19 protein-coding genes and 1 pseudogene are annotated in these 16,059 nt (G+C 66.2%); 11 read left to right on the top strand and 9 right to left on the bottom strand.

What is annotated here, in order from left to right; all coding sequences use genetic code 11:
* Both VJ811_RS11760 and VJ811_RS11765 read left to right on the top strand, forming a co-directional pair.
* A pseudogene (locus VJ811_RS11760) lies at nt 1–637 on the top strand (hypothetical protein); the annotation flags it as partial.
* The gene (locus tag VJ811_RS11765; protein ID WP_324072516.1) at nt 634–1,674 is read left to right on the top strand and encodes an aminoglycoside phosphotransferase family protein; all 1,041 of its coding nucleotides are present in this window, start codon (nt 634–636) and stop codon (nt 1,672–1,674) included. The pseudogene VJ811_RS11760 and the gene VJ811_RS11765, both read left to right, overlap by 4 nt.
* A gap of 260 nt (nt 1,675–1,934) precedes the next feature.
* Here the strand turns inward: VJ811_RS11765 and rpsI are convergent, their stop codons facing one another.
* The 4 genes from rpsI to VJ811_RS11785 form a co-directional block, all read right to left on the bottom strand.
* A complete protein-coding gene (gene rpsI / locus VJ811_RS11770; protein ID WP_324072518.1) occupies nt 1,935–2,432 on the bottom strand; it encodes a 30S ribosomal protein S9 in 498 nt (165 codons plus the stop codon).
* Nucleotides 2,432–2,911: a 50S ribosomal protein L13 gene (gene rplM, locus VJ811_RS11775; protein WP_058537036.1), complete on the bottom strand. Its 480-nt coding sequence runs from the start codon at nt 2,909–2,911 to the stop codon at nt 2,432–2,434. The genes rpsI and rplM overlap by 1 nt, the downstream gene beginning before the upstream one ends.
* A gap of 181 nt (nt 2,912–3,092) precedes the next feature.
* Nucleotides 3,093–3,902, bottom strand: coding sequence for a hypothetical protein (locus VJ811_RS11780; RefSeq protein WP_324072520.1), 810 nt, complete (start codon nt 3,900–3,902; stop codon nt 3,093–3,095).
* Nucleotides 3,899–4,948: a COX15/CtaA family protein gene (locus VJ811_RS11785; protein ID WP_324072522.1), complete on the bottom strand. Its 1,050-nt coding sequence runs from the start codon at nt 4,946–4,948 to the stop codon at nt 3,899–3,901. The genes VJ811_RS11780 and VJ811_RS11785 overlap by 4 nt, the downstream gene beginning before the upstream one ends.
* Nucleotides 4,949–5,097: 149 nt before the next feature.
* Between VJ811_RS11785 and VJ811_RS11790 the strand changes: the two genes are divergently transcribed.
* From VJ811_RS11790 to galU, 6 genes are all read left to right on the top strand, one after another.
* Nucleotides 5,098–6,045 (top strand): M48 family metalloprotease, encoded by a 948-nt coding sequence (locus VJ811_RS11790; protein ID WP_324072524.1) that lies wholly within the window; start codon nt 5,098–5,100, stop codon nt 6,043–6,045.
* A 58-nt stretch (nt 6,046–6,103) separates the two neighbouring features.
* Complete coding sequence (gene msrA, locus VJ811_RS11795) at nt 6,104–6,640, top strand: peptide-methionine (S)-S-oxide reductase MsrA (protein ID WP_324072526.1); 537 nt, start codon at nt 6,104–6,106, stop codon at nt 6,638–6,640.
* A 139-nt stretch (nt 6,641–6,779) separates the two neighbouring features.
* Nucleotides 6,780–7,319, top strand: coding sequence for a YfiR family protein (locus tag VJ811_RS11800; protein WP_324072528.1), 540 nt, complete (start codon nt 6,780–6,782; stop codon nt 7,317–7,319).
* The gene (locus tag VJ811_RS11805; protein WP_324072530.1) at nt 7,316–8,542 is read left to right on the top strand and encodes a diguanylate cyclase; all 1,227 of its coding nucleotides are present in this window, start codon (nt 7,316–7,318) and stop codon (nt 8,540–8,542) included. Before VJ811_RS11800 ends, VJ811_RS11805 begins: the two co-directional genes overlap by 4 nt.
* Nucleotides 8,543–8,561: 19 nt before the next feature.
* On the top strand, nt 8,562–9,062 hold the full coding sequence (locus VJ811_RS11810) for an OmpA family protein (protein WP_324072532.1): 501 nt from the start codon (nt 8,562–8,564) through the stop codon (nt 9,060–9,062).
* A gap of 62 nt (nt 9,063–9,124) precedes the next feature.
* On the top strand, nt 9,125–9,988 hold the full coding sequence (gene galU, locus VJ811_RS11815; RefSeq protein ID WP_324072534.1) for a UTP--glucose-1-phosphate uridylyltransferase GalU: 864 nt from the start codon (nt 9,125–9,127) through the stop codon (nt 9,986–9,988).
* A gap of 107 nt (nt 9,989–10,095) precedes the next feature.
* Here the strand turns inward: galU and aqpZ are convergent, their stop codons facing one another.
* On the bottom strand, nt 10,096–10,821 hold the full coding sequence (aqpZ, locus tag VJ811_RS11820; RefSeq protein ID WP_324072536.1) for an aquaporin Z: 726 nt from the start codon (nt 10,819–10,821) through the stop codon (nt 10,096–10,098).
* 100 nt (nt 10,822–10,921) lie between these two features.
* On the bottom strand, nt 10,922–12,208 hold the full coding sequence (locus VJ811_RS11825; RefSeq protein ID WP_324072538.1) for a methyl-accepting chemotaxis protein: 1,287 nt from the start codon (nt 12,206–12,208) through the stop codon (nt 10,922–10,924).
* A 180-nt stretch (nt 12,209–12,388) separates the two neighbouring features.
* On the opposite strand from VJ811_RS11825, the gene VJ811_RS11830 reads away from it, so the two are divergent.
* Nucleotides 12,389–12,694, top strand: coding sequence for a hypothetical protein (locus tag VJ811_RS11830; protein ID WP_324072540.1), 306 nt, complete (start codon nt 12,389–12,391; stop codon nt 12,692–12,694).
* A gap of 37 nt (nt 12,695–12,731) precedes the next feature.
* Here the strand turns inward: VJ811_RS11830 and VJ811_RS11835 are convergent, their stop codons facing one another.
* Complete coding sequence (locus tag VJ811_RS11835; RefSeq protein WP_324072542.1) at nt 12,732–13,400, bottom strand: S24 family peptidase; 669 nt, start codon at nt 13,398–13,400, stop codon at nt 12,732–12,734.
* Between the two features lie 131 nt (nt 13,401–13,531).
* On the opposite strand from VJ811_RS11835, the gene VJ811_RS11840 reads away from it, so the two are divergent.
* Both VJ811_RS11840 and VJ811_RS11845 read left to right on the top strand, forming a co-directional pair.
* The gene (locus VJ811_RS11840) at nt 13,532–13,795 is read left to right on the top strand and encodes a hypothetical protein (RefSeq protein WP_324072544.1); all 264 of its coding nucleotides are present in this window, start codon (nt 13,532–13,534) and stop codon (nt 13,793–13,795) included.
* Complete coding sequence (locus VJ811_RS11845; protein WP_324072545.1) at nt 13,792–14,118, top strand: hypothetical protein; 327 nt, start codon at nt 13,792–13,794, stop codon at nt 14,116–14,118. Before VJ811_RS11840 ends, VJ811_RS11845 begins: the two co-directional genes overlap by 4 nt.
* A 12-nt stretch (nt 14,119–14,130) precedes the next feature.
* Here the strand turns inward: VJ811_RS11845 and VJ811_RS11850 are convergent, their stop codons facing one another.
* Together VJ811_RS11850 and VJ811_RS11855 are read right to left on the bottom strand one after the other, a co-directional pair.
* Nucleotides 14,131–14,982, bottom strand: coding sequence for a hypothetical protein (locus tag VJ811_RS11850; RefSeq protein ID WP_324072547.1), 852 nt, complete (start codon nt 14,980–14,982; stop codon nt 14,131–14,133).
* Between the two features lie 35 nt (nt 14,983–15,017).
* Nucleotides 15,018–16,059 (bottom strand): TIGR04063 family PEP-CTERM/XrtA system glycosyltransferase (locus VJ811_RS11855; RefSeq protein ID WP_324072549.1); only part of this gene is annotated, 1,042 nt, incomplete at its 5' end.

Genomic DNA, 16,059 nt, shown 5'->3' on the forward strand with positions numbered 1-16,059 from the left:
GGCCGATGGCCGGCGCGTCGATGTCGGGGCGGGTTGGGCGGGAACGCGCGACCGGAGCTGGGGTATCCGCCCCGTCGGCGCCGCCGAACCCCAGCCGCCGCCACAGGGCAATTTCAGCCAGTTCTTCTGGCTATGGACGCCATGCAATTTCGCCGACCGTTCGCTGTTCTTCCACAGCAACGACGATGGCGAGGGGTTCCCGTGGAACCGCCGCGCGGTGCTGGTCGATGGCGCGTCAAGCGATGGGGGCGGCGAACGCCACTTTGCCGATCCCGCTTTTGCTGCCGAATGGCAGCCGGGCACGCGGCGCCTGAGCAAGCTGACCGCCGATTTCGACGGCAGCACGCGCCTCACGCTGACCCCGGCCGGACCCGTGTTCGCGATGAGCGGGCTCGGTTATACGCACCCCGTCTGGGGGCATGGCTTCGACCACGGCGATCTGGAGGTTACGCACGATACCCTGTCAGAAGCCGAACGGACATGGGGTAACCCGCTCGCGATGCACGTACAGGCGCTCGTCCATGCCGAACTCAGCGACGGCGACCGCAGCGAAAGCGGCACCGGTGTCCTCGAGCAATTGTTCGTCGGCCCGCACGCACCGACCGGCCTCACCGGGCTGCTGGACCCCGCCGCATGAGCTTCCCGACCTCGCCCGAGGCGATCGAGGCGCCGTGGCTCGGCGCGGTGCTCGGGCAGCCCGGAAAGCTCAAAGGCTTCACATCCACCAAGGTGGGCACCGGCCAAATGTGCGACAGTTATCGCCTGACGCTCGACTGGGCCGAAGGCGTCGATGCCCCCGCGACGGCCATCGCCAAATGCCCGAGCCACGACGAGGCAAGCCGCAACATCGCCAAGCTCACCGGCACCTATGTCAAGGAAGTCAGCTGGTATCGCCACCTCGCCGACGCGAGCGGGGTTCCGGCGCCGCGGTGCCACTACTGCGACATCGCGGACGACGAGATCGATTTCATCCTTATCCTGTCGGACCTTGCGCCGGCACAGCCGGGCGACCAGCTTGCGGGGCTTGGCCTCGCGCGCCTCATCCCGTGCATCGAGGCGGCGGCGAAACTCCACGCCCATCTGTGGAACGATGCCGGGCTGGCGAACATGTCCTGGCTCTCGCGCGACAATGGCGACCTGATCCGCGCGCTCTTCCCGCAGCTTTACCTCGGATTTCGCGAGCGGTATTCGGCAAGGCTCGCACCCGAGGTGCTAGACCTCGGCGCCGGGCTGGTCGCAAAGCTCGATGCCTTTCTGACCCGCGAGCCCGCAGCACGGACGATGGTTCACGGCGACCTCAGGATCGACAACATTCTTTTCGCACCCGACGGCGATGCCTGCTGGCTCGTCGACTGGCAGACACTGGGGCGCGGCAGCGGGGCCGCCGACCTTGCCTATCTGGTCGGCACGAGTATCGCTGACCCCTCCGAACGCGCCGCCGCCGACCGGCCGGCGTTCGACCATTGGATCGCGGCATTGACCGCCGCGGGCGTTGCGCCCGATACCGAAGCGCTGTGGACCGATTACCGCGTCGGCGCCTTGAGCGGTTATTTCATGGCGGTCTTTGCCTCGATGAGCGTCGAACGCACGACGCGCGGCGACGAGATGTTCGCTGTGATGGCCGAACGGCCCGCACGGCAGGCGCTGATGCTCGGGAGTCTGGAATTGCTGTAGGCAAGCGCCGGCTGTGGCCGGAAGCGGCCATATTCTTCCCTCCCGCTTGCGGGAGGGGTTGGGGGTGGGCAGCGGCGTCACGATGGCCCACCCCGCTGCGACTAACGAACAAAATTCGTAAGTCTCGCTGCCCCTCCCGCAGGCGGGAGGGAAAACAGTTCAACACCTCAACGGCAGCTCCCCACCCCAAAGCCGACATGAAAAAGGGCGGCCCGTTGCCGGACCGCCCTTCACTTCTCCGTCCGTCGACGGAAAACTTGTTAGCGCTTCGAGAACTGGAAGCTGCGGCGGGCCTTGGCCTTGCCGTACTTCTTACGCTCGACGGTGCGGCTGTCGCGGGTCAGGAAGCCGGCCGTCTTCACAACGCCGCGGAGCGCGGGTTCGAAGCGGGTCAGCGCCTGCGCGATGCCGTGCAGCACGGCACCCGCCTGGCCCGACAGGCCGCCGCCCTTGACGGTTGCGATCACGTCATACTGGCCAACGCGTTCGGTCAGACCGAAGGGCTGGTTGATGACGAGACGCAGCGTCGGACGTGCGAAATAGACTTCCTGGTCGCGGCCGTTGACGGTGATCTTGCCCGTGCCGGGCTTGACCCACACGCGGGCGACGGCGTCCTTGCGGCGGCCGGTCGCATAGGCGCGGCCCTGCTTGTCGACGATCTTTTCGCGCAGCGGCGTGGTCGAGATCGGAGCGGCGACGGTGCCTTCGACGGCGCCGGCGAGATCCTTGAGATCGGTCATGGTCTGTTCGTCAGCCATTATGCACCCACCTTGTTCTTGCGGTTCATCGACGCAACGTCGATCACTTCGGGGCTCTGCCCTTCATGCGGATGTTCAGCGCCGGCGAAGATGCGCAGGTTGCGCATCTGCTGACGGCCGAGCGGGCCACGCGGGATCATGCGTTCGACAGCCTTTTCGAGCACGCGCTCGGGGAAACGGCCTTCGAGGATCTTCGCGGGGCTCGTTTCCTTGATGCCGCCGGCATAGCCGGTGTGCTTGTAGTAACGCTTGTCCTGCAGCTTCTTGCCCGTGAACGCCACCTTCTCGGCGTTGATGACGATGACATTGTCACCGCAATCGACGTGCGGGGTGAACGACGGCTTGTGCTTGCCGCGCAGGATGTTGGCGATGATCGAAGCAACGCGGCCCACAACGAGACCCTCGGCGTCGATCAGCACCCATTTCTTTTCGACCGTCGCGGCATTCGCCGATACAGTCGTCTTGGTCAGCGCCTTCATCATGGCGACCTCCTTGACAGATATGGACCAGGACAGCAGCCATGCCGCCGCCCGAAAACAAACCGCGCCGCCTGATCCTTGAAGGGACGCAGCGGCGCTTCGGAGCGGGCCAATGGCGCCAAGCGGGCGGAAAGTCAAGCAGATCGCGGCTTTGCTGACAGGTATTATAATACCTTCGCCTTCAGAGAACAAGCTCCAGCGCCCGAACCCGCTCTTCGACGAGGGTCCGTCCATCGCTGTCCGCATCGACGATCCAGCTCTGCCGCTGCTCGCGCATCACCAGCCCCGTGGCGGTGTCGACGGCCCACAGATTGTCAATTTCCAGCGGTTTGGCCGTGCCGGCGACGGGCGTGGAATCGCGCTCGACCCTGGCGATCGTCTGCAACGCGCCGTCGTGCATGATCGACACGCTCGCGCCATCCGCCTCTGCCGAAACCGGAATGGCATTGTTCGCAGGCGCAATCAGCGCGCGAATATCGGCGGTCGCCAGCCGGTCGCGTTCGGCCGCGGGCAACGCCGCAATCAACTGCGCGAGTTGCCTGGCTTCGGGCCGTCCCGCCTTGCCCCCCACCGCCTCGATCCGCGCGGTCACCCGCGCCCACAATCCTTCGGGATCGACAAGGTCGATCCGGCTGCCGTCGGGCGCGACAAGATAGGCCATCGCTTCGCCGACCAGCGGCTCGAGCATCAACGACAGCGCGCGGGTCACTTCGGGACGGGCATCCGAATCGATGCGCTGCAGCGCCGCCTCGAGCCGGTAACCGCGCCCGACACGCTGCCATTGCAGCGCATAGGTGAGCGAGAAATTGATCAGCGATCCTTCGCGGCCAATCCGGCGTGTGGTCACGCGATAGGTCATCGGCTGGCCCACCGGGGGAGCGAACTGGAAATGCGTGGTTGCGGCGGCCGGAACGTCGCCCGGAGCCGAAGACGGAAGCGGCTGGCCCACCAGCAGCAATAATGCGCCGCCGAGGCTGCCGGCCGACATCATGCGGGGCGGCGACCCAGCCGGTGGAGCGCCGCCGCGGCGATGGCGACGAGGACCGCGCCGGTCACCTGATGCCACACGGCAACCCACATCGAAACGCCCGACACGACGGTCCAGATGCCGAGCAGCATCTGCGCCGCGACGACCGCGACCAGCAGCCGTGCCTCGATAGGCGCACCGCGCCGCGACAAGGTGCGCGCGAGGAGGAACAACGCGATCGCCGCGACCCACGACCACCAGCGGTGAAGGAAGTGGATCAGGAAGGGATCGTTGGTCAGCGCCAGCCACGCGCCGCCCGCCCAATCGATGCCCTCGGGCACGAAATGATCGTTCATGAGCGGCCATGTGCTCGCCACAGAACCGGCGTTGAGCCCCGCGACCCACGCGCCGAGCAGCAGCTGGACGAAGAGGATCGCGATGACGCCGATCGCGGGTCCGGTCAGACGCGCGGGCCGCGCGGCGGGATCGCGCGCCAGCCTGTCCAGGTCACGCGCCGTCCACACCAGCCCGCCAAGCAGGAACAGCGCGGTCAGCAAATGCGTCGCGAGGCGGAAATGGCTGACGTCGGTCCGATATTCGAGGCCCGAGGCAACCATCCACCAGCCGATCGCACCCTGCAGGCCGACGAGCGCGGCGAGCGCGAGCAGGCGCCAACCATAACCCGCAGGGATCGCGCGGCGCCAAGCGTACCAGGCGAGCGGCACTACCAGCGCCATGCCGACAAGGCGGCCGAGGATGCGGTGCAGCCACTCCCAGAAAAAGATCGCCTTGAACCCCGCCAGCGTCATGCCGAGGTTGACCTCTCTATATTCGGGGATCCGCTTATACTTCTCGAATTCCGCGATCCATCCCGCATCGCTGAGCGGCGGCAGCACGCCCGAAACGGGACGCCATTCGGTGATCGAAAGCCCCGATTCGGTGAGACGCGTAATACCGCCGACCCCTACCACGATGATCACCAGCAGTGCGACCGCCCACAGCCAGCGCGCGAGCGCCGCGGGGCGGGGTTGGCGGGCGGCGGGCGCCGGCAGGACAGTGGCGTGCGTCATGGCCCGCCCTATCGGCGCTTGCCGGGCGATAGGCAAGAGGTCGGGCACCCGGCACCCGGGGGAAATTCATGGCCCCGACAGGTGCGACTTGATAGGGGACGGCGATGCCGCACCGCGCCCGATCGATCCTTGCCGCCCTGTCATTGTCGATGACGGCGCCCGCGCTGGCAGCGGCACCCGCCGAACAATCGGGATATACGGCGCTGGCGGCGACGGAGGCGCGCGTCGCGGCGATCGGTTTCCGGCTGACGACCGCCAATGCCGCCTGGTGCCCTGCGCGCCAGCCGCAGTTCGGATGGATCTGGGGCGATCCGCGCCTTTATGACAAGGCGCGGCGACCCGCGGCCCTCGCCGCTTATCGGGCGGGCGACCTAGATGCGGTCTTTGTCGCTGCGGTCGCGCCGGGCTCGCCCGCCGATCGGACGGGCCTGCATGTCGGCGACGGTATCGCCTGGATCGACATGGCGCCGGTCGCGAATGGCATCGGCGATCATCCCTTCGCACGCATCACCGCGCTCGAACAAAGACTGGCCGCGCTGTCGACCGACGCGGCGATTTGGCTGGGGGTTACCGACGGACGGACCGTCCCGCTGACCCCCATGGCTGGCTGCGTCAGCGACTTTCGCGTCGAGGCCAATGAAAGGCCCGCCGCCGTCGCCGACGGACGGATGGTCCTCGTCAATCAGGGTCTTGCCGATTTCGCCGCCGATGACGAGGAACTTGCGGCCGCGATCGCGCACGAACTGGCGCATAATATATTGCGTCACCGCGCGCGGCTCGACGCCGCGGGGGTCGACCGCGGGATCGGCAAGCAATTCGGCCGCAACGCCCGCCTGTTCAAGCAGACCGAGGTCGAAGCCGATCGGCTGTCGGTGTGGCTGCTCGCCGGAGCGGGCTATGATCCCGCCGCGGCGGCGCGTTTTTGGGCGCGCTTCGGCCAGCGCAAGGGGCGACCGATGTTCCAGGCCGGCACGCATCCGAACTGGCGCGACCGCGCCCAGTCGCTCGAAGCCGAGGCGTCAACGATCGCTTCGCTGCGCAAGGCGGGCCAGCCGCTGCACCCCCCGCTCGTCGGCGCCCCACCGCCCTTGGAATAGGCGCGCGCACATCCTATTTCGGGAGCATTCCAATTCCTCCCAGCAAGGATCGACGCCCATGACCCAAGAGACCGCCATTTTCGCCGGAGGCTGCTTCTGGTGCACCGAAGCCGTGTTCCAGTCGCTGAGCGGCGTCGAGGGCGTCGAGAGCGGCTACATCGGCGGAACGGTCGAAAATCCGACCTACAAGCAGGTTTGCGGCGGCGACACCGGCCACGCCGAAGCGATCCGCATTACCTTCGATCCCGCCGTCATTTCTTACGACGACCTGCTCGACGTCCATTTTGCGACGCACGATCCGACGACGCTCAACCGCCAGGGCAACGACATCGGCACCCAGTATCGCAGCGCCCTCTTTCCCCTCGATGCCGCGCAGGGCGACGCCGCGCGCGCCGGAATCGCCCGCGCCGCCGCCGATTGGCCCGCACCCATCGTCACGACGATCGAGAGCGCGTCCAAATGGTATCCGGCCGAAGACTATCACCAGGCCTATTGGGACGGCGAAGGCCAGCGCAATCCCTATTGCATGGCAGTGATCCCGCCAAAGCTGGCTAAATTGCGCAAGGGATTCAGTGATCGTTTGCGCGTCGAATAGACGAATGTGAATCGACGCGGCGGCTGTTGCAATATGGCCGCATGACGTCACTTTTCATTGACTTTCCAATTGTTTTGTCTAGCGGACGCGCCTTCGCTGGGGCAGGATGCCCCTGAAACGCAATTGGGGGCGCGGCCAGGTGCTGGCATCACTGTTTCTGATCGGCGCGCTAGTGACGACGCCGCAGATGTCGGTTCAGGCCGCAAGCCAGACGGTCGTCGAAGACGACTCGGGCGGGATGGCCCGCGCCGTCAACCGGATGGTGGGCGGCATCGTCAGCTATGCGCGCTGGCCCGATGGGTCGGCCGGCGCCGCCCGGACGATGTGCGTCGTCGGCGCGCCGCGGCTGACCGATCGCATGGCGCCCGATGTTCCGGGACCCGGCTCGGTCAGGATCCGCCGGACGACCACCGCCACCGTCACCCCGGCGTGCGACATCCTGTTCCTCGGCCGAATGCCCGTCGCGGATCGCCGGCAGCTCATCGCCTGGGTGCGCGGGCGTCCGGTCCTGACCATCACCGACGATGATGCCGCCTGCATCTATGGCGCGATGTTCTGCCTCAGCAACAGGGTGGCGGGCATCAGCTTTTCGGTCAATATCGACGCGATCGGGCGCGGCCCGCTGCGCATCGATCCGCGCGTCCTGCGGATCGGCGGCGGCGAAGGGGGGACGTCATGACCGCCCCGCCGCCCACGCCTCCGGCCGAACGCATCGGCGCGCGCACGACGCTGCAAAAGCTGCTGTCGCGCTTTCATTTCGGTATCACGCTGTTCGCGGTCGCGCTTTCGGGCCTGACCATCCTGCTCGCCGGCGTCACCGCGCTGCGCGGCTATGCCGACCGCAATATGGAACTCGCGGCCCAGCTCGGTGCCTATGGCGTCGAACCCGCGCTCGTGTTTAACGATCCGCAGGCGGTCCGCGAAGGGCTGGAACCCTTGAGGCGCATTCCCGGTATCGCGCGCTTGCGCGTGCTCAACGACGTCGGCCGGCCGATCACCGAATGGACCTCGCCCAACGCCGACCCGGCGCCGATTCTGACCCGTATCTTCTTCCCCCGCCCGTTCGCCGTCACCGTCCAGCGCAACGGGTCGGCGATCGGCAGAATCGAGGTGTGGGGCGACAGTTCGACATTGGTCGACTATGTGCGGCTCGGCATGCTGGCCGGTCTGGGCTGTCTGCTGATCACGGCGTTCGGCACCATCTTCCTTGCGCGCCGCTTCGAATATGAGCTGGTCAAGCCGTTGAACGAAATTGCGACCGTCGCGCACGATGTGCGCCTGCACCGGCGGTTCGACAAGCGGGTCAAGCCGCTCGGCATTGCCGAGCTCGACCGGTTGGGCGGCGATATCAATGCGCTGCTCGACGAATTGCAGGGCTGGCAGGGGCATATGGAGAGCGAGCGCGCGATGCTCGCGCACCGCGCATCGCACGACACGCTGACCGCGATGCCGAACCGCGCCGCGTTCGACGAGCAACTGGCGGAGCGTATCCGTTCCGCCGAGGGTCGCGGCGACCGCTTTGCCCTGCTGTTCATCGACGCCGATAACTTCAAGGCGGCGAACGACAATTTCGGCCATGCGGCGGGCGACACTGTGCTCGTCGCGCTGTCGGCATGCATCAAGGGAACGCTTCGCAAGGACGATTTCGCCGCGCGGATCGGCGGGGACGAATTCATCGTCATCATCGACCCGCTGGGCGCCGACACCATCCCCGACGATCTGGCGAACCGGATCCGCGCCTGCGTATCCCAGCCCATCGCGCTGCCGGGCGGCGAATCCTATCGCGCGGCGGTCAGCGTCGGCGTCGCGATCTTCCCCGACGATGGTATCAACGCCACCGCGCTGCTCACCGCCGCCGACGCCGCCATGTATGCCGACAAACTGACCAACCGTTCCCGATGATGACCAGCGGAGTGATGCCGTGACACTTGATTTCCCCCGATCGATCCGGACCCTTTGCCTCATCGGCTTCGCCGCGTTGCTCGCGGCGTGCCAAAGCGTGCCGCCAACGGCCGGCTTCAGCGCCGCGCAGATTGCCGTTCTCCAGTCGCAGGGGTTCGTCGAAGACGGCCCCGGATGGATGCTGAGCATGCCCGAGCGGCTGCTTTTCGCGTCGAACGAAAGCAGCGTATCGCCCGACCAGCAGCAGCGGATCAGCGATATCGCCGCCAAGCTCGTGTCGGTGGGCATCGCGACCGCGCGGATCGAGGGTCATACCGATTCGACCGGCGCCCCGGCCTATAATCTGACGCTATCGCAGGCGCGCGCGGAGGCCGTCGCGGCGCCGATGCAGGCGGGCGGCATGCGGTTTACTGCGGACCAGATCGTCGGCCGGGGCGAGACGCTGCCGCTGTCGAGCAACGCGACGGCGGAGGGACGGCAGGACAACCGGCGCGTGGTCGTGATCGTCACGCCGCAGTGACGCGGCGATTGGCGCGCGCCGGACGCTTTCATTGACCAAATTTCGCGGCTAAGCCCTCGCGCATGAAACCGATCCGCAAAGCCGTCTTCCCCGTTGCCGGCCTCGGCACCCGATTCCTCCCCGCGACCAAGGCGATCCCCAAGGAAATGCTGCCCGTCGTCGACCGGCCGCTGATCCAATATGCGGTCGACGAAGCGCGCGAGGCGGGGATCGAGCAGATGATCTTCGTCACCGGCCGCGGCAAGAGCGCGATCGAGGATCATTTCGACGTCGCCTTCGAACTCGAAAAGACGATGTCGGAGCGCGGCAAGGATCTGTCGGTGCTTGGACCGACGCGGCTCGGCCCCGGCGCCTGCGCCTATGTCCGGCAACAGGAACCGCTGGGCCTGGGCCATGCGATCTGGTGCGCGCGCGATATCGTCGGCGACGAACCCTTCGCGATCTTCCTCCCCGACGAATTCATGCACGGATCGCCCGGTTGCATGAAGCAGATGGTCGATGCGTATCAAAAGGTCGGCGGCAATCTGATCTCGGTGCTCGAAGTGCCGCCCGAACAGGTGTCCGCCTATGGCGTCATCGCGCCCGGCGCGCGCGACGGGGCACTGACCGAAGTGACCGGCCTCGTTGAAAAACCGCGGGTCGCCGATGCGCCGTCGAACCTGATCATTTCGGGCCGCTATATTCTGCAGCCCGAGGTGATGCGCGTGCTCGAAAGACAGGAAAAGGGCGCGGGCGGCGAAATTCAGCTGACCGATGCGATGGCGACGATGATCGGCAACCAGCCCTTCCACGCCGTCACCTTCGACGGCGCGCGCTACGACTGCGGATCGAAGGCCGGATATATCCAGGCCAATCTGGCGGTCGCGCTCGAACGGCCCGACATGGCGGATGAAGTTCGCGCCTTTGCGATCGACCTGCTGAAATGACCATTAATAGGGACAGTCCCTATTTAATTCCCGCCGATGATCGGCGACCGACTGAGCGCGGTTAATTAGGGACTGTCCCTATTTAACCACGCTCCAGGCGCCCATTCTTATTCGCCTTCGATATTCGGCTTCGGGAAGCTGTCGGCCCCAAGCGTCTTGTAGAGCAGGCCGCCAATCGCCCCGCCGATCAGCGGCGCGATCCAGAACAGCCACAATTGCTGCAGCGCGATGCCGCCCACGACGAGCGCGGGGCCGGTGCTGCGCGCCGGGTTGACCGAGGTGTTGGTCACCGGGATCGAGATGAGGTGGATCAAGGTCAGCGCAAGGCCGATCGCGATCGGCGCAAAGCCCGCGGGCGCCCGCCCGTCGGTCGACCCCATGATGATCCACAAGAAAAAAGCGGTCAGCAATATTTCGATGATGAAGGCCGACCAGATGTCATAATGCCCCGGCGAGCCCGCATCGAAGCCGTTGGCCGCAAGGCCGTTCGCAGCGAGATCATAGGCCGGATTACCGCTGGCGACGTAGAACAGCAGGAACGCCGCGACGATCGCGCCGAGTATCTGCGCGATGACATAGAGCGGAATGTCGCGCGCATCGAAACGCCCGCCCGCCCACAGCCCGACGGTGACCGCCGGGTTGAGGTGACAGCCCGAAATATGGCCGATCGCATAGGCCATGGTGACGACCGTCAGACCGAAAGCCAGCGAGACGCCGAGCAGTCCGATCCCGACATCGGGAAATGCCGCGGCCAGAACCGCGCTGCCGCAGCCCCCGAAGACAAGCCAGAATGTGCCGATGAACTCGGCAAGACCCTTTTGGATATTCGTCATGATGACCCTCCTCCGCGCCGGCCGCCTCTGACGCCCCCGGCGCGAGCAGCATCCTATCAGGGCTGGGCGAACGGGCAAGCCCTTGTCGAATCGAGACGAATCAGGCGGCCGCAACCGCCTCGACGAAGTGGCGGGCGCGCTGGTGGAGCGACAGCGCCGCCTCGGTCAGCCCGGCGGACAATTTGCCCAGCGCCTGCGCGCCATCGCCGACGGCAGTCGCACCGTGCCCGATCTCGCGGACGCGCGCGTCGATTTCCCGGCCGGCAAATACCGCCTGCTCGACATAGCTCGCGATCGTGAGCGTCGTCGCGCTCTGCCCGTCGACCGCGCGGTCGATTGCGTCGGAAAAACCGTTGTTCGCGTCGATCGCCTTCTCGACCTCTTCAAATCCCGCCGCGACCTGTTCCACGATGTCGCGGATCCGGTCGACATATTGCGCGATGTCGCCCGCTGCCGACCGTGTCTGGCTGGCCAGCGTTTTCACCTCCGACGCGACGACGGCAAAGCCGCGGCCGGCATCGCCTGCGCGCGCCGCCTCGATCCCCGCATTGAGCGCGAGCATGTTGGTCCGGCTCGCCATGTCGATGATCAGCGCGAGCATCTGTTCGATCGACTGACTCGCCGCTTTCAATGCGATCGATCGATCGCTGGCCTGCTTGATCTTGCGATGCGCGTCGCCGCGGACCGTGCGTGCGCGCGATCCGTCGTCGACGATCTTCGCCATCGTCGCGGCGAGTGCATGGCCGCGATCGCCGAGATCCTGCAGTCCGGCAAGCGTCTGCGCCGTCGCGCCGGCGACGGTGACCGCGTCGCGCCCCGTTTGCTGCGCGCGTTCGGACAGGGTGCAGGCGACCGCTTCGACCTTGCGCGCCATGTCGGACAGCGTCGCGGTGAGCGTCGTGATGTCGTGCTGGAACCGCCGCCCGGCATCGTCGATCTGCGTCGTGCGCGCTGCCCGCTCCTGTGCCAGTTCGACCTCGCGCAGCATCGCCAGCTTGGCGAGCTGGCTGCTGTCGAGCGTCTCGACGAACCGCCCGGCGCGGACGAGGATCAGTTCCTGCTGCCCCGGCGACTGCGCGACGATGCGCAGCAAATCGGTCGTCGATCGCGCGACATCGGCGGTCGGGCAAGGTTCGATCATCGACGCGATCGAGCCGCCGATGGTCGGATTCTGCATCAGCGAAAACCAGAAGGGGCAGAAGAGCAATTCGCGCACCCGCTGCTCGCGGATGATGCCCACCGGACAGTCGTCGCCATCGAGCACAGCGAGCGCGCGGAGCTGTGGATTGCCGCGAAACAGGTCGATGACCTCCGACATATGCGCGTCGGCGCCGATCGCGGATGCATGACCCGGCGATGGCGTAAAGGCATATCCGGTGGCGTTCATCACTCTCTCTTCAGTCTGCGGCCTTGTTCGCGCCCCGACCTAGAGGCTCTTAGTAAACAGCAATTTAACCATTTATTTCAGTGATGTGACACACCAGCCGCGCGCGGGGCCGATCCGTCGCAATATCCTGTTCAGATCGCACCGGTTATGCGATGGGGCGTCATCGGCGAGGAGAAGAATATGCGCGTTTTAATCCTGGCGGTCATGGCGGCGCCCCTGCTCGCCGGCTGCATCAGCGCGGTCAAGACGGTCGTCACCGCGCCGGTCAAAGCCGTCGGCCAGGTCGCCGACTGGTCGACGACCAGCCAGGACGAATCGGATCGCAACCGCGGCCGCGAAATGCGCAAGCGCGAGGAACAGCTCGGCAAGCTGTCGCGCCAGCGCGACAAGGCGGCCGAAAAGTGCCGCGACGGCAGGGCAGACCAGTGCCAGCGCGCCGAAGTTCTGGAACATGAGATTGAAGCATTGATGGCGGCGCCGCGCTAATATCCTCCCCATCGCTTCGCGACAGGGAGGATCAAAACTACCTCACCCGCCGGCCCGTCCACACGACGCGGCCGACCAGTTGCACCGACGCCATCGGCAGGTCGTCCCAGCTGCGATAATGCGGATTGTCGCTGATCACCGAAATCCGCCCCTGCCCCGGCGCGCGCGCGACGCGCTTCACCATCAGCACATCGTCCATGCGCAGCACATAGATGCCATCGCGCAGCCGCGCCGCGGCATCGCCGCCGTCGACCAAAATATCGTCGCCATCGTCGAGCGTCGGCGCCATCGAATCGCCCTCGACGCGAATGATGCTGAGCGCGCGCGGATCGGCACCCAGGTCGCGCAGCCATTTTGGGTCGAACGCAACCTCGCCCTCGACGGCTTCACCATCGACGCTGGCGCCCGCGCCCGCCGAGGCGCCGATCGCGAGTTTCGGCACCAATATCATTCCCGGCCCGCGCACCCGCGCCGGGGTCGCGACACGCTGTAGCGGCCCGCCCAGCATCGCTTCGGACACGCCAAGATAGGCGGCGATGCGCGCGCGATCCTGCTCGGCCAGCCGCCGCGGCGAACCGCGTTTGATATATTGCTGGATATAGGCGGGGTTGCGCCCGATCACTTGCGATATGCGTGCATAGTCGATCCCCCTTTCAGCCAGGAGGCGGTCGAGCGCGGCGCGCGGATCCTGATCGAAATCGGCCATCGGTCGGGCTGGTCCTTCCTATTTCGTCTCTAGCAAACGGATTTTTCCTAGACAAGTAGGAAAATGAGCATCAAATAGGAAATATCCTATCGGGTGATTCGCCCGGTTTCAGCGCGATCAGGGAGGAAAATATGGAGCGCAGCCTGCTGCAACGGATCGAGGCCTTCCTGAAGGAATCGGCGATGCCGCCCAGCGTGTTCGGTCGCGCCGCGGTGCACGACCCGCGCCTCGTCAGCGACTTGCGCGGCGGGCGCGAGCCAGGACGCGCCGTGATATGCCGTGTGGAACATTTCATGAACAAATGGCGTGCTGACCGTCGTTCGGGAACTGTCGTTCCCCGCGGCGACCGGCGGACACGCGCCGTGCGTCACCTCGAAACTGGAGCACGGGCATGATGCGCTGGTCGCCCGCGCAGCCGCCGCGACCCGGCTGCCCGCATCGTCGGCTCCGCTTTCTGCTGATTCGTGAACTTCCGCACGGTCTGTCGGCTGGCGCCTCGACATTCCGCCCCTGGGCGAGCGCGAGCTTCGTCGGCGCGCGTCACCTGTTTCCGTGCGTGCTCGCAGCCGGCGACAGCGAGGCGGTGCGCCACTCGCTGCACGATCGGCTGAACGCGACCGAATGGACGCTCCCCGGACATATCGTCGCCGATGTCGTGGTGGAATGCGGAGCCGATCCGCAGATGCTGCGGATCGAAATATTGACGGTCGAGGATTAGGGTCCGCGGACCCTAACCGACCGACTGGCGCGTCATCCGCTGCAAGGTGCTGAGCGCGGCTTCGAGTGCGAAGTCGACTTCGGCTTCGCCTTCGGCCCCGACATCGTCGGGCACCGGGATCGCCGCGGTCGGCGCCGGGGCAGCCCGCTGGCGGCGCGTCAGCCCCGCCTCGAAGCGAGCAACCATGGCTCCAAGCGATTTGTCGGCGGGATCGGGCATCGGCGGCGGCGAGGTCATCGCAGCGGGTTGCAGCCACGGCGCATCGCCATCGAACTCCTCTTCGGGCGCCAGATCGGCGAGTACCAGTTCGCCCGCATCATCGGCCTCGGCTTCACCCAACCACAAGGCGGGCGCAACCGGTTCAGCGATAGCGCTTCCATCCAGTCCGCCCGCTGGCAGATCGCGCCCCGCGCGGATCGGCGGACGCGGCGGGTCATCGGGATGCAGGTCGACGCGGCGGCGGCGCGTCAGAATCTCTTCGCTATCGTCACTCTCCGCCTCATGCGGCGCACGGCGGAAAAGCTCGCGCAACGAAGACAAGCCGGCCGCTTCAGGCTTGGCTATCAGCACCGCAACGAGGCCCGCGATCAATGCGGCGAACGCCGACATGCCGAACGCGAGCGCAAGCCGCCCGCCATTGCCGATCGGCGGCACGAACAAATCCGAGAGGCGGTCGAGATAGAGATTCCAGCTGATCCCCGCGACCCAAGAAAAGGGCATCACCGCGGCGAACAGGAAGGTCAGCGCCGCAGCGCCGATCACCGCCGGAATCGCGGGCTGGAGCGCGCGCAGCAGCGCGGTCGCTATCCCCTTGGCCCGATTTTCGCTGGTCACTTCCATATCGTCCCAATTCCATCGGCCCATCGAGCCATCCCTGTCATCATATCGGGCGGCCACCGTCAGGCGCTGCGCAGCAATCGCTGGTAAACCGGTTCGTAACGTAAAATGTTTGACGACCAGTTACGATGACTTTCCACAAATATACGTGCTGTCCGCCGTCGCTCGGGCCACATCTCGCGATTTTCCAGAAGCTTGGCGAGCGCGCCGGTGATCGCGGCGGGGTCATCGGGCGCGAACAGCGTGCCCGTGACGCCATCCTCGATCAGCTCGCGATGCCCGCCAACGCCGGACGCGGCGACCAGCTTGCCCTGCGCCATCGCCTCGAGCGGTTTCAGCGGCGTGACGAGATCGGTCAGCCGCATCTTTTTGCGCGGGTAGGCGAGAATATCGATCAGCGAATAATAGCGCTCGACCTCCTGGTGCGGGACACGGCCGACAAAATGGATGTGTGCCGCGGCGGGCGATGCCGCCGCCTGCACCTTCAGCGCCGCCTCCATCGGCCCACCGCCGACGAGCAGCAGCCGCGCCTTCGGCTGCGCCGCGACCAGCGCGGGCATCGCCGCGATCAGATCGTCGATCCCCTCATAATCATAGAAGCTGCCGATATAGCCGATCACCGCGTCGTCGGGCGCCAGGCCCAGCGTGTCGGCAAGCGCGTCGTCGCGCGGGGTCGGATCGCCGAACAGCTCGAGGTCGACGCCGTTCGGCGACACGGTGATCTTGGCGGGGTCGATGCCGCGCGCGATCAGATCGCCGCGCAGCCCTTCGCAGATCACCGCGACCGCATCGGCCGATTTCACCGCATGCGTTTCGAGCTGCCTCGTCAGCCAATAGCGCAAACTGCCCTCGCGCCCGGTGCCATTGCCAACCGACGCATCCTCCCAAAAGGCGCGAATTTCATAGATCACCGGGATACCGAGTTTCTTGCCGACGCGCAGCGCCGCGAGCCCGTCGAGCACCGGCGAATGCGCATGCAGAAGGTCCGGTTTCCATTGCTGAACCAGTGTTTCAACGCGCTTCGCCAATGCCCCGATCTCGCGCCACTCGCGGATCGGCGCGCGCGCGGGTGCGATCGGCAGGGTGCGATAGAAGGTCAGCCCG

Source organism: Sphingopyxis sp., assembly GCF_035250425.1.
In the GTDB taxonomy this organism is placed as follows: Bacteria; Pseudomonadota; Alphaproteobacteria; order Sphingomonadales; family Sphingomonadaceae; genus Sphingopyxis.

What these genes read in the sequence shown, in the direction of transcription:
- VJ811_RS11765 (WP_324072516.1), top strand. Translation starts at nt 634, where the DNA reads ATGAGCTTCCCGACCTCGCCCGAGGCGATCGAGGCGCCGTGGCTCGGC.
- rpsI (WP_324072518.1), bottom strand. Translation starts at nt 2,432, where the DNA reads ATGGCTGACGAACAGACCATGACCGATCTCAAGGATCTCGCCGGCGCC.
- rplM (WP_058537036.1), bottom strand. Translation starts at nt 2,911, where the DNA reads ATGAAGGCGCTGACCAAGACGACTGTATCGGCGAATGCCGCGACGGTC.
- VJ811_RS11780 (WP_324072520.1), bottom strand. Translation starts at nt 3,902, where the DNA reads ATGATGTCGGCCGGCAGCCTCGGCGGCGCATTATTGCTGCTGGTGGGC.
- VJ811_RS11785 (WP_324072522.1), bottom strand. Translation starts at nt 4,948, where the DNA reads ATGACGCACGCCACTGTCCTGCCGGCGCCCGCCGCCCGCCAACCCCGC.
- VJ811_RS11790 (WP_324072524.1), top strand. Translation starts at nt 5,098, where the DNA reads ATGACGGCGCCCGCGCTGGCAGCGGCACCCGCCGAACAATCGGGATAT.
- msrA (WP_324072526.1), top strand. Translation starts at nt 6,104, where the DNA reads ATGACCCAAGAGACCGCCATTTTCGCCGGAGGCTGCTTCTGGTGCACC.
- VJ811_RS11805 (WP_324072530.1), top strand. Translation starts at nt 7,316, where the DNA reads ATGACCGCCCCGCCGCCCACGCCTCCGGCCGAACGCATCGGCGCGCGC.
- galU (WP_324072534.1), top strand. Translation starts at nt 9,125, where the DNA reads ATGAAACCGATCCGCAAAGCCGTCTTCCCCGTTGCCGGCCTCGGCACC.
- aqpZ (WP_324072536.1), bottom strand. Translation starts at nt 10,821, where the DNA reads ATGACGAATATCCAAAAGGGTCTTGCCGAGTTCATCGGCACATTCTGG.
- VJ811_RS11825 (WP_324072538.1), bottom strand. Translation starts at nt 12,208, where the DNA reads ATGAACGCCACCGGATATGCCTTTACGCCATCGCCGGGTCATGCATCC.
- VJ811_RS11830 (WP_324072540.1), top strand. Translation starts at nt 12,389, where the DNA reads ATGCGCGTTTTAATCCTGGCGGTCATGGCGGCGCCCCTGCTCGCCGGC.
- VJ811_RS11835 (WP_324072542.1), bottom strand. Translation starts at nt 13,400, where the DNA reads ATGGCCGATTTCGATCAGGATCCGCGCGCCGCGCTCGACCGCCTCCTG.
- VJ811_RS11840 (WP_324072544.1), top strand. Translation starts at nt 13,532, where the DNA reads ATGGAGCGCAGCCTGCTGCAACGGATCGAGGCCTTCCTGAAGGAATCG.
- VJ811_RS11845 (WP_324072545.1), top strand. Translation starts at nt 13,792, where the DNA reads ATGATGCGCTGGTCGCCCGCGCAGCCGCCGCGACCCGGCTGCCCGCAT.
- VJ811_RS11850 (WP_324072547.1), bottom strand. Translation starts at nt 14,982, where the DNA reads ATGGGCCGATGGAATTGGGACGATATGGAAGTGACCAGCGAAAATCGG.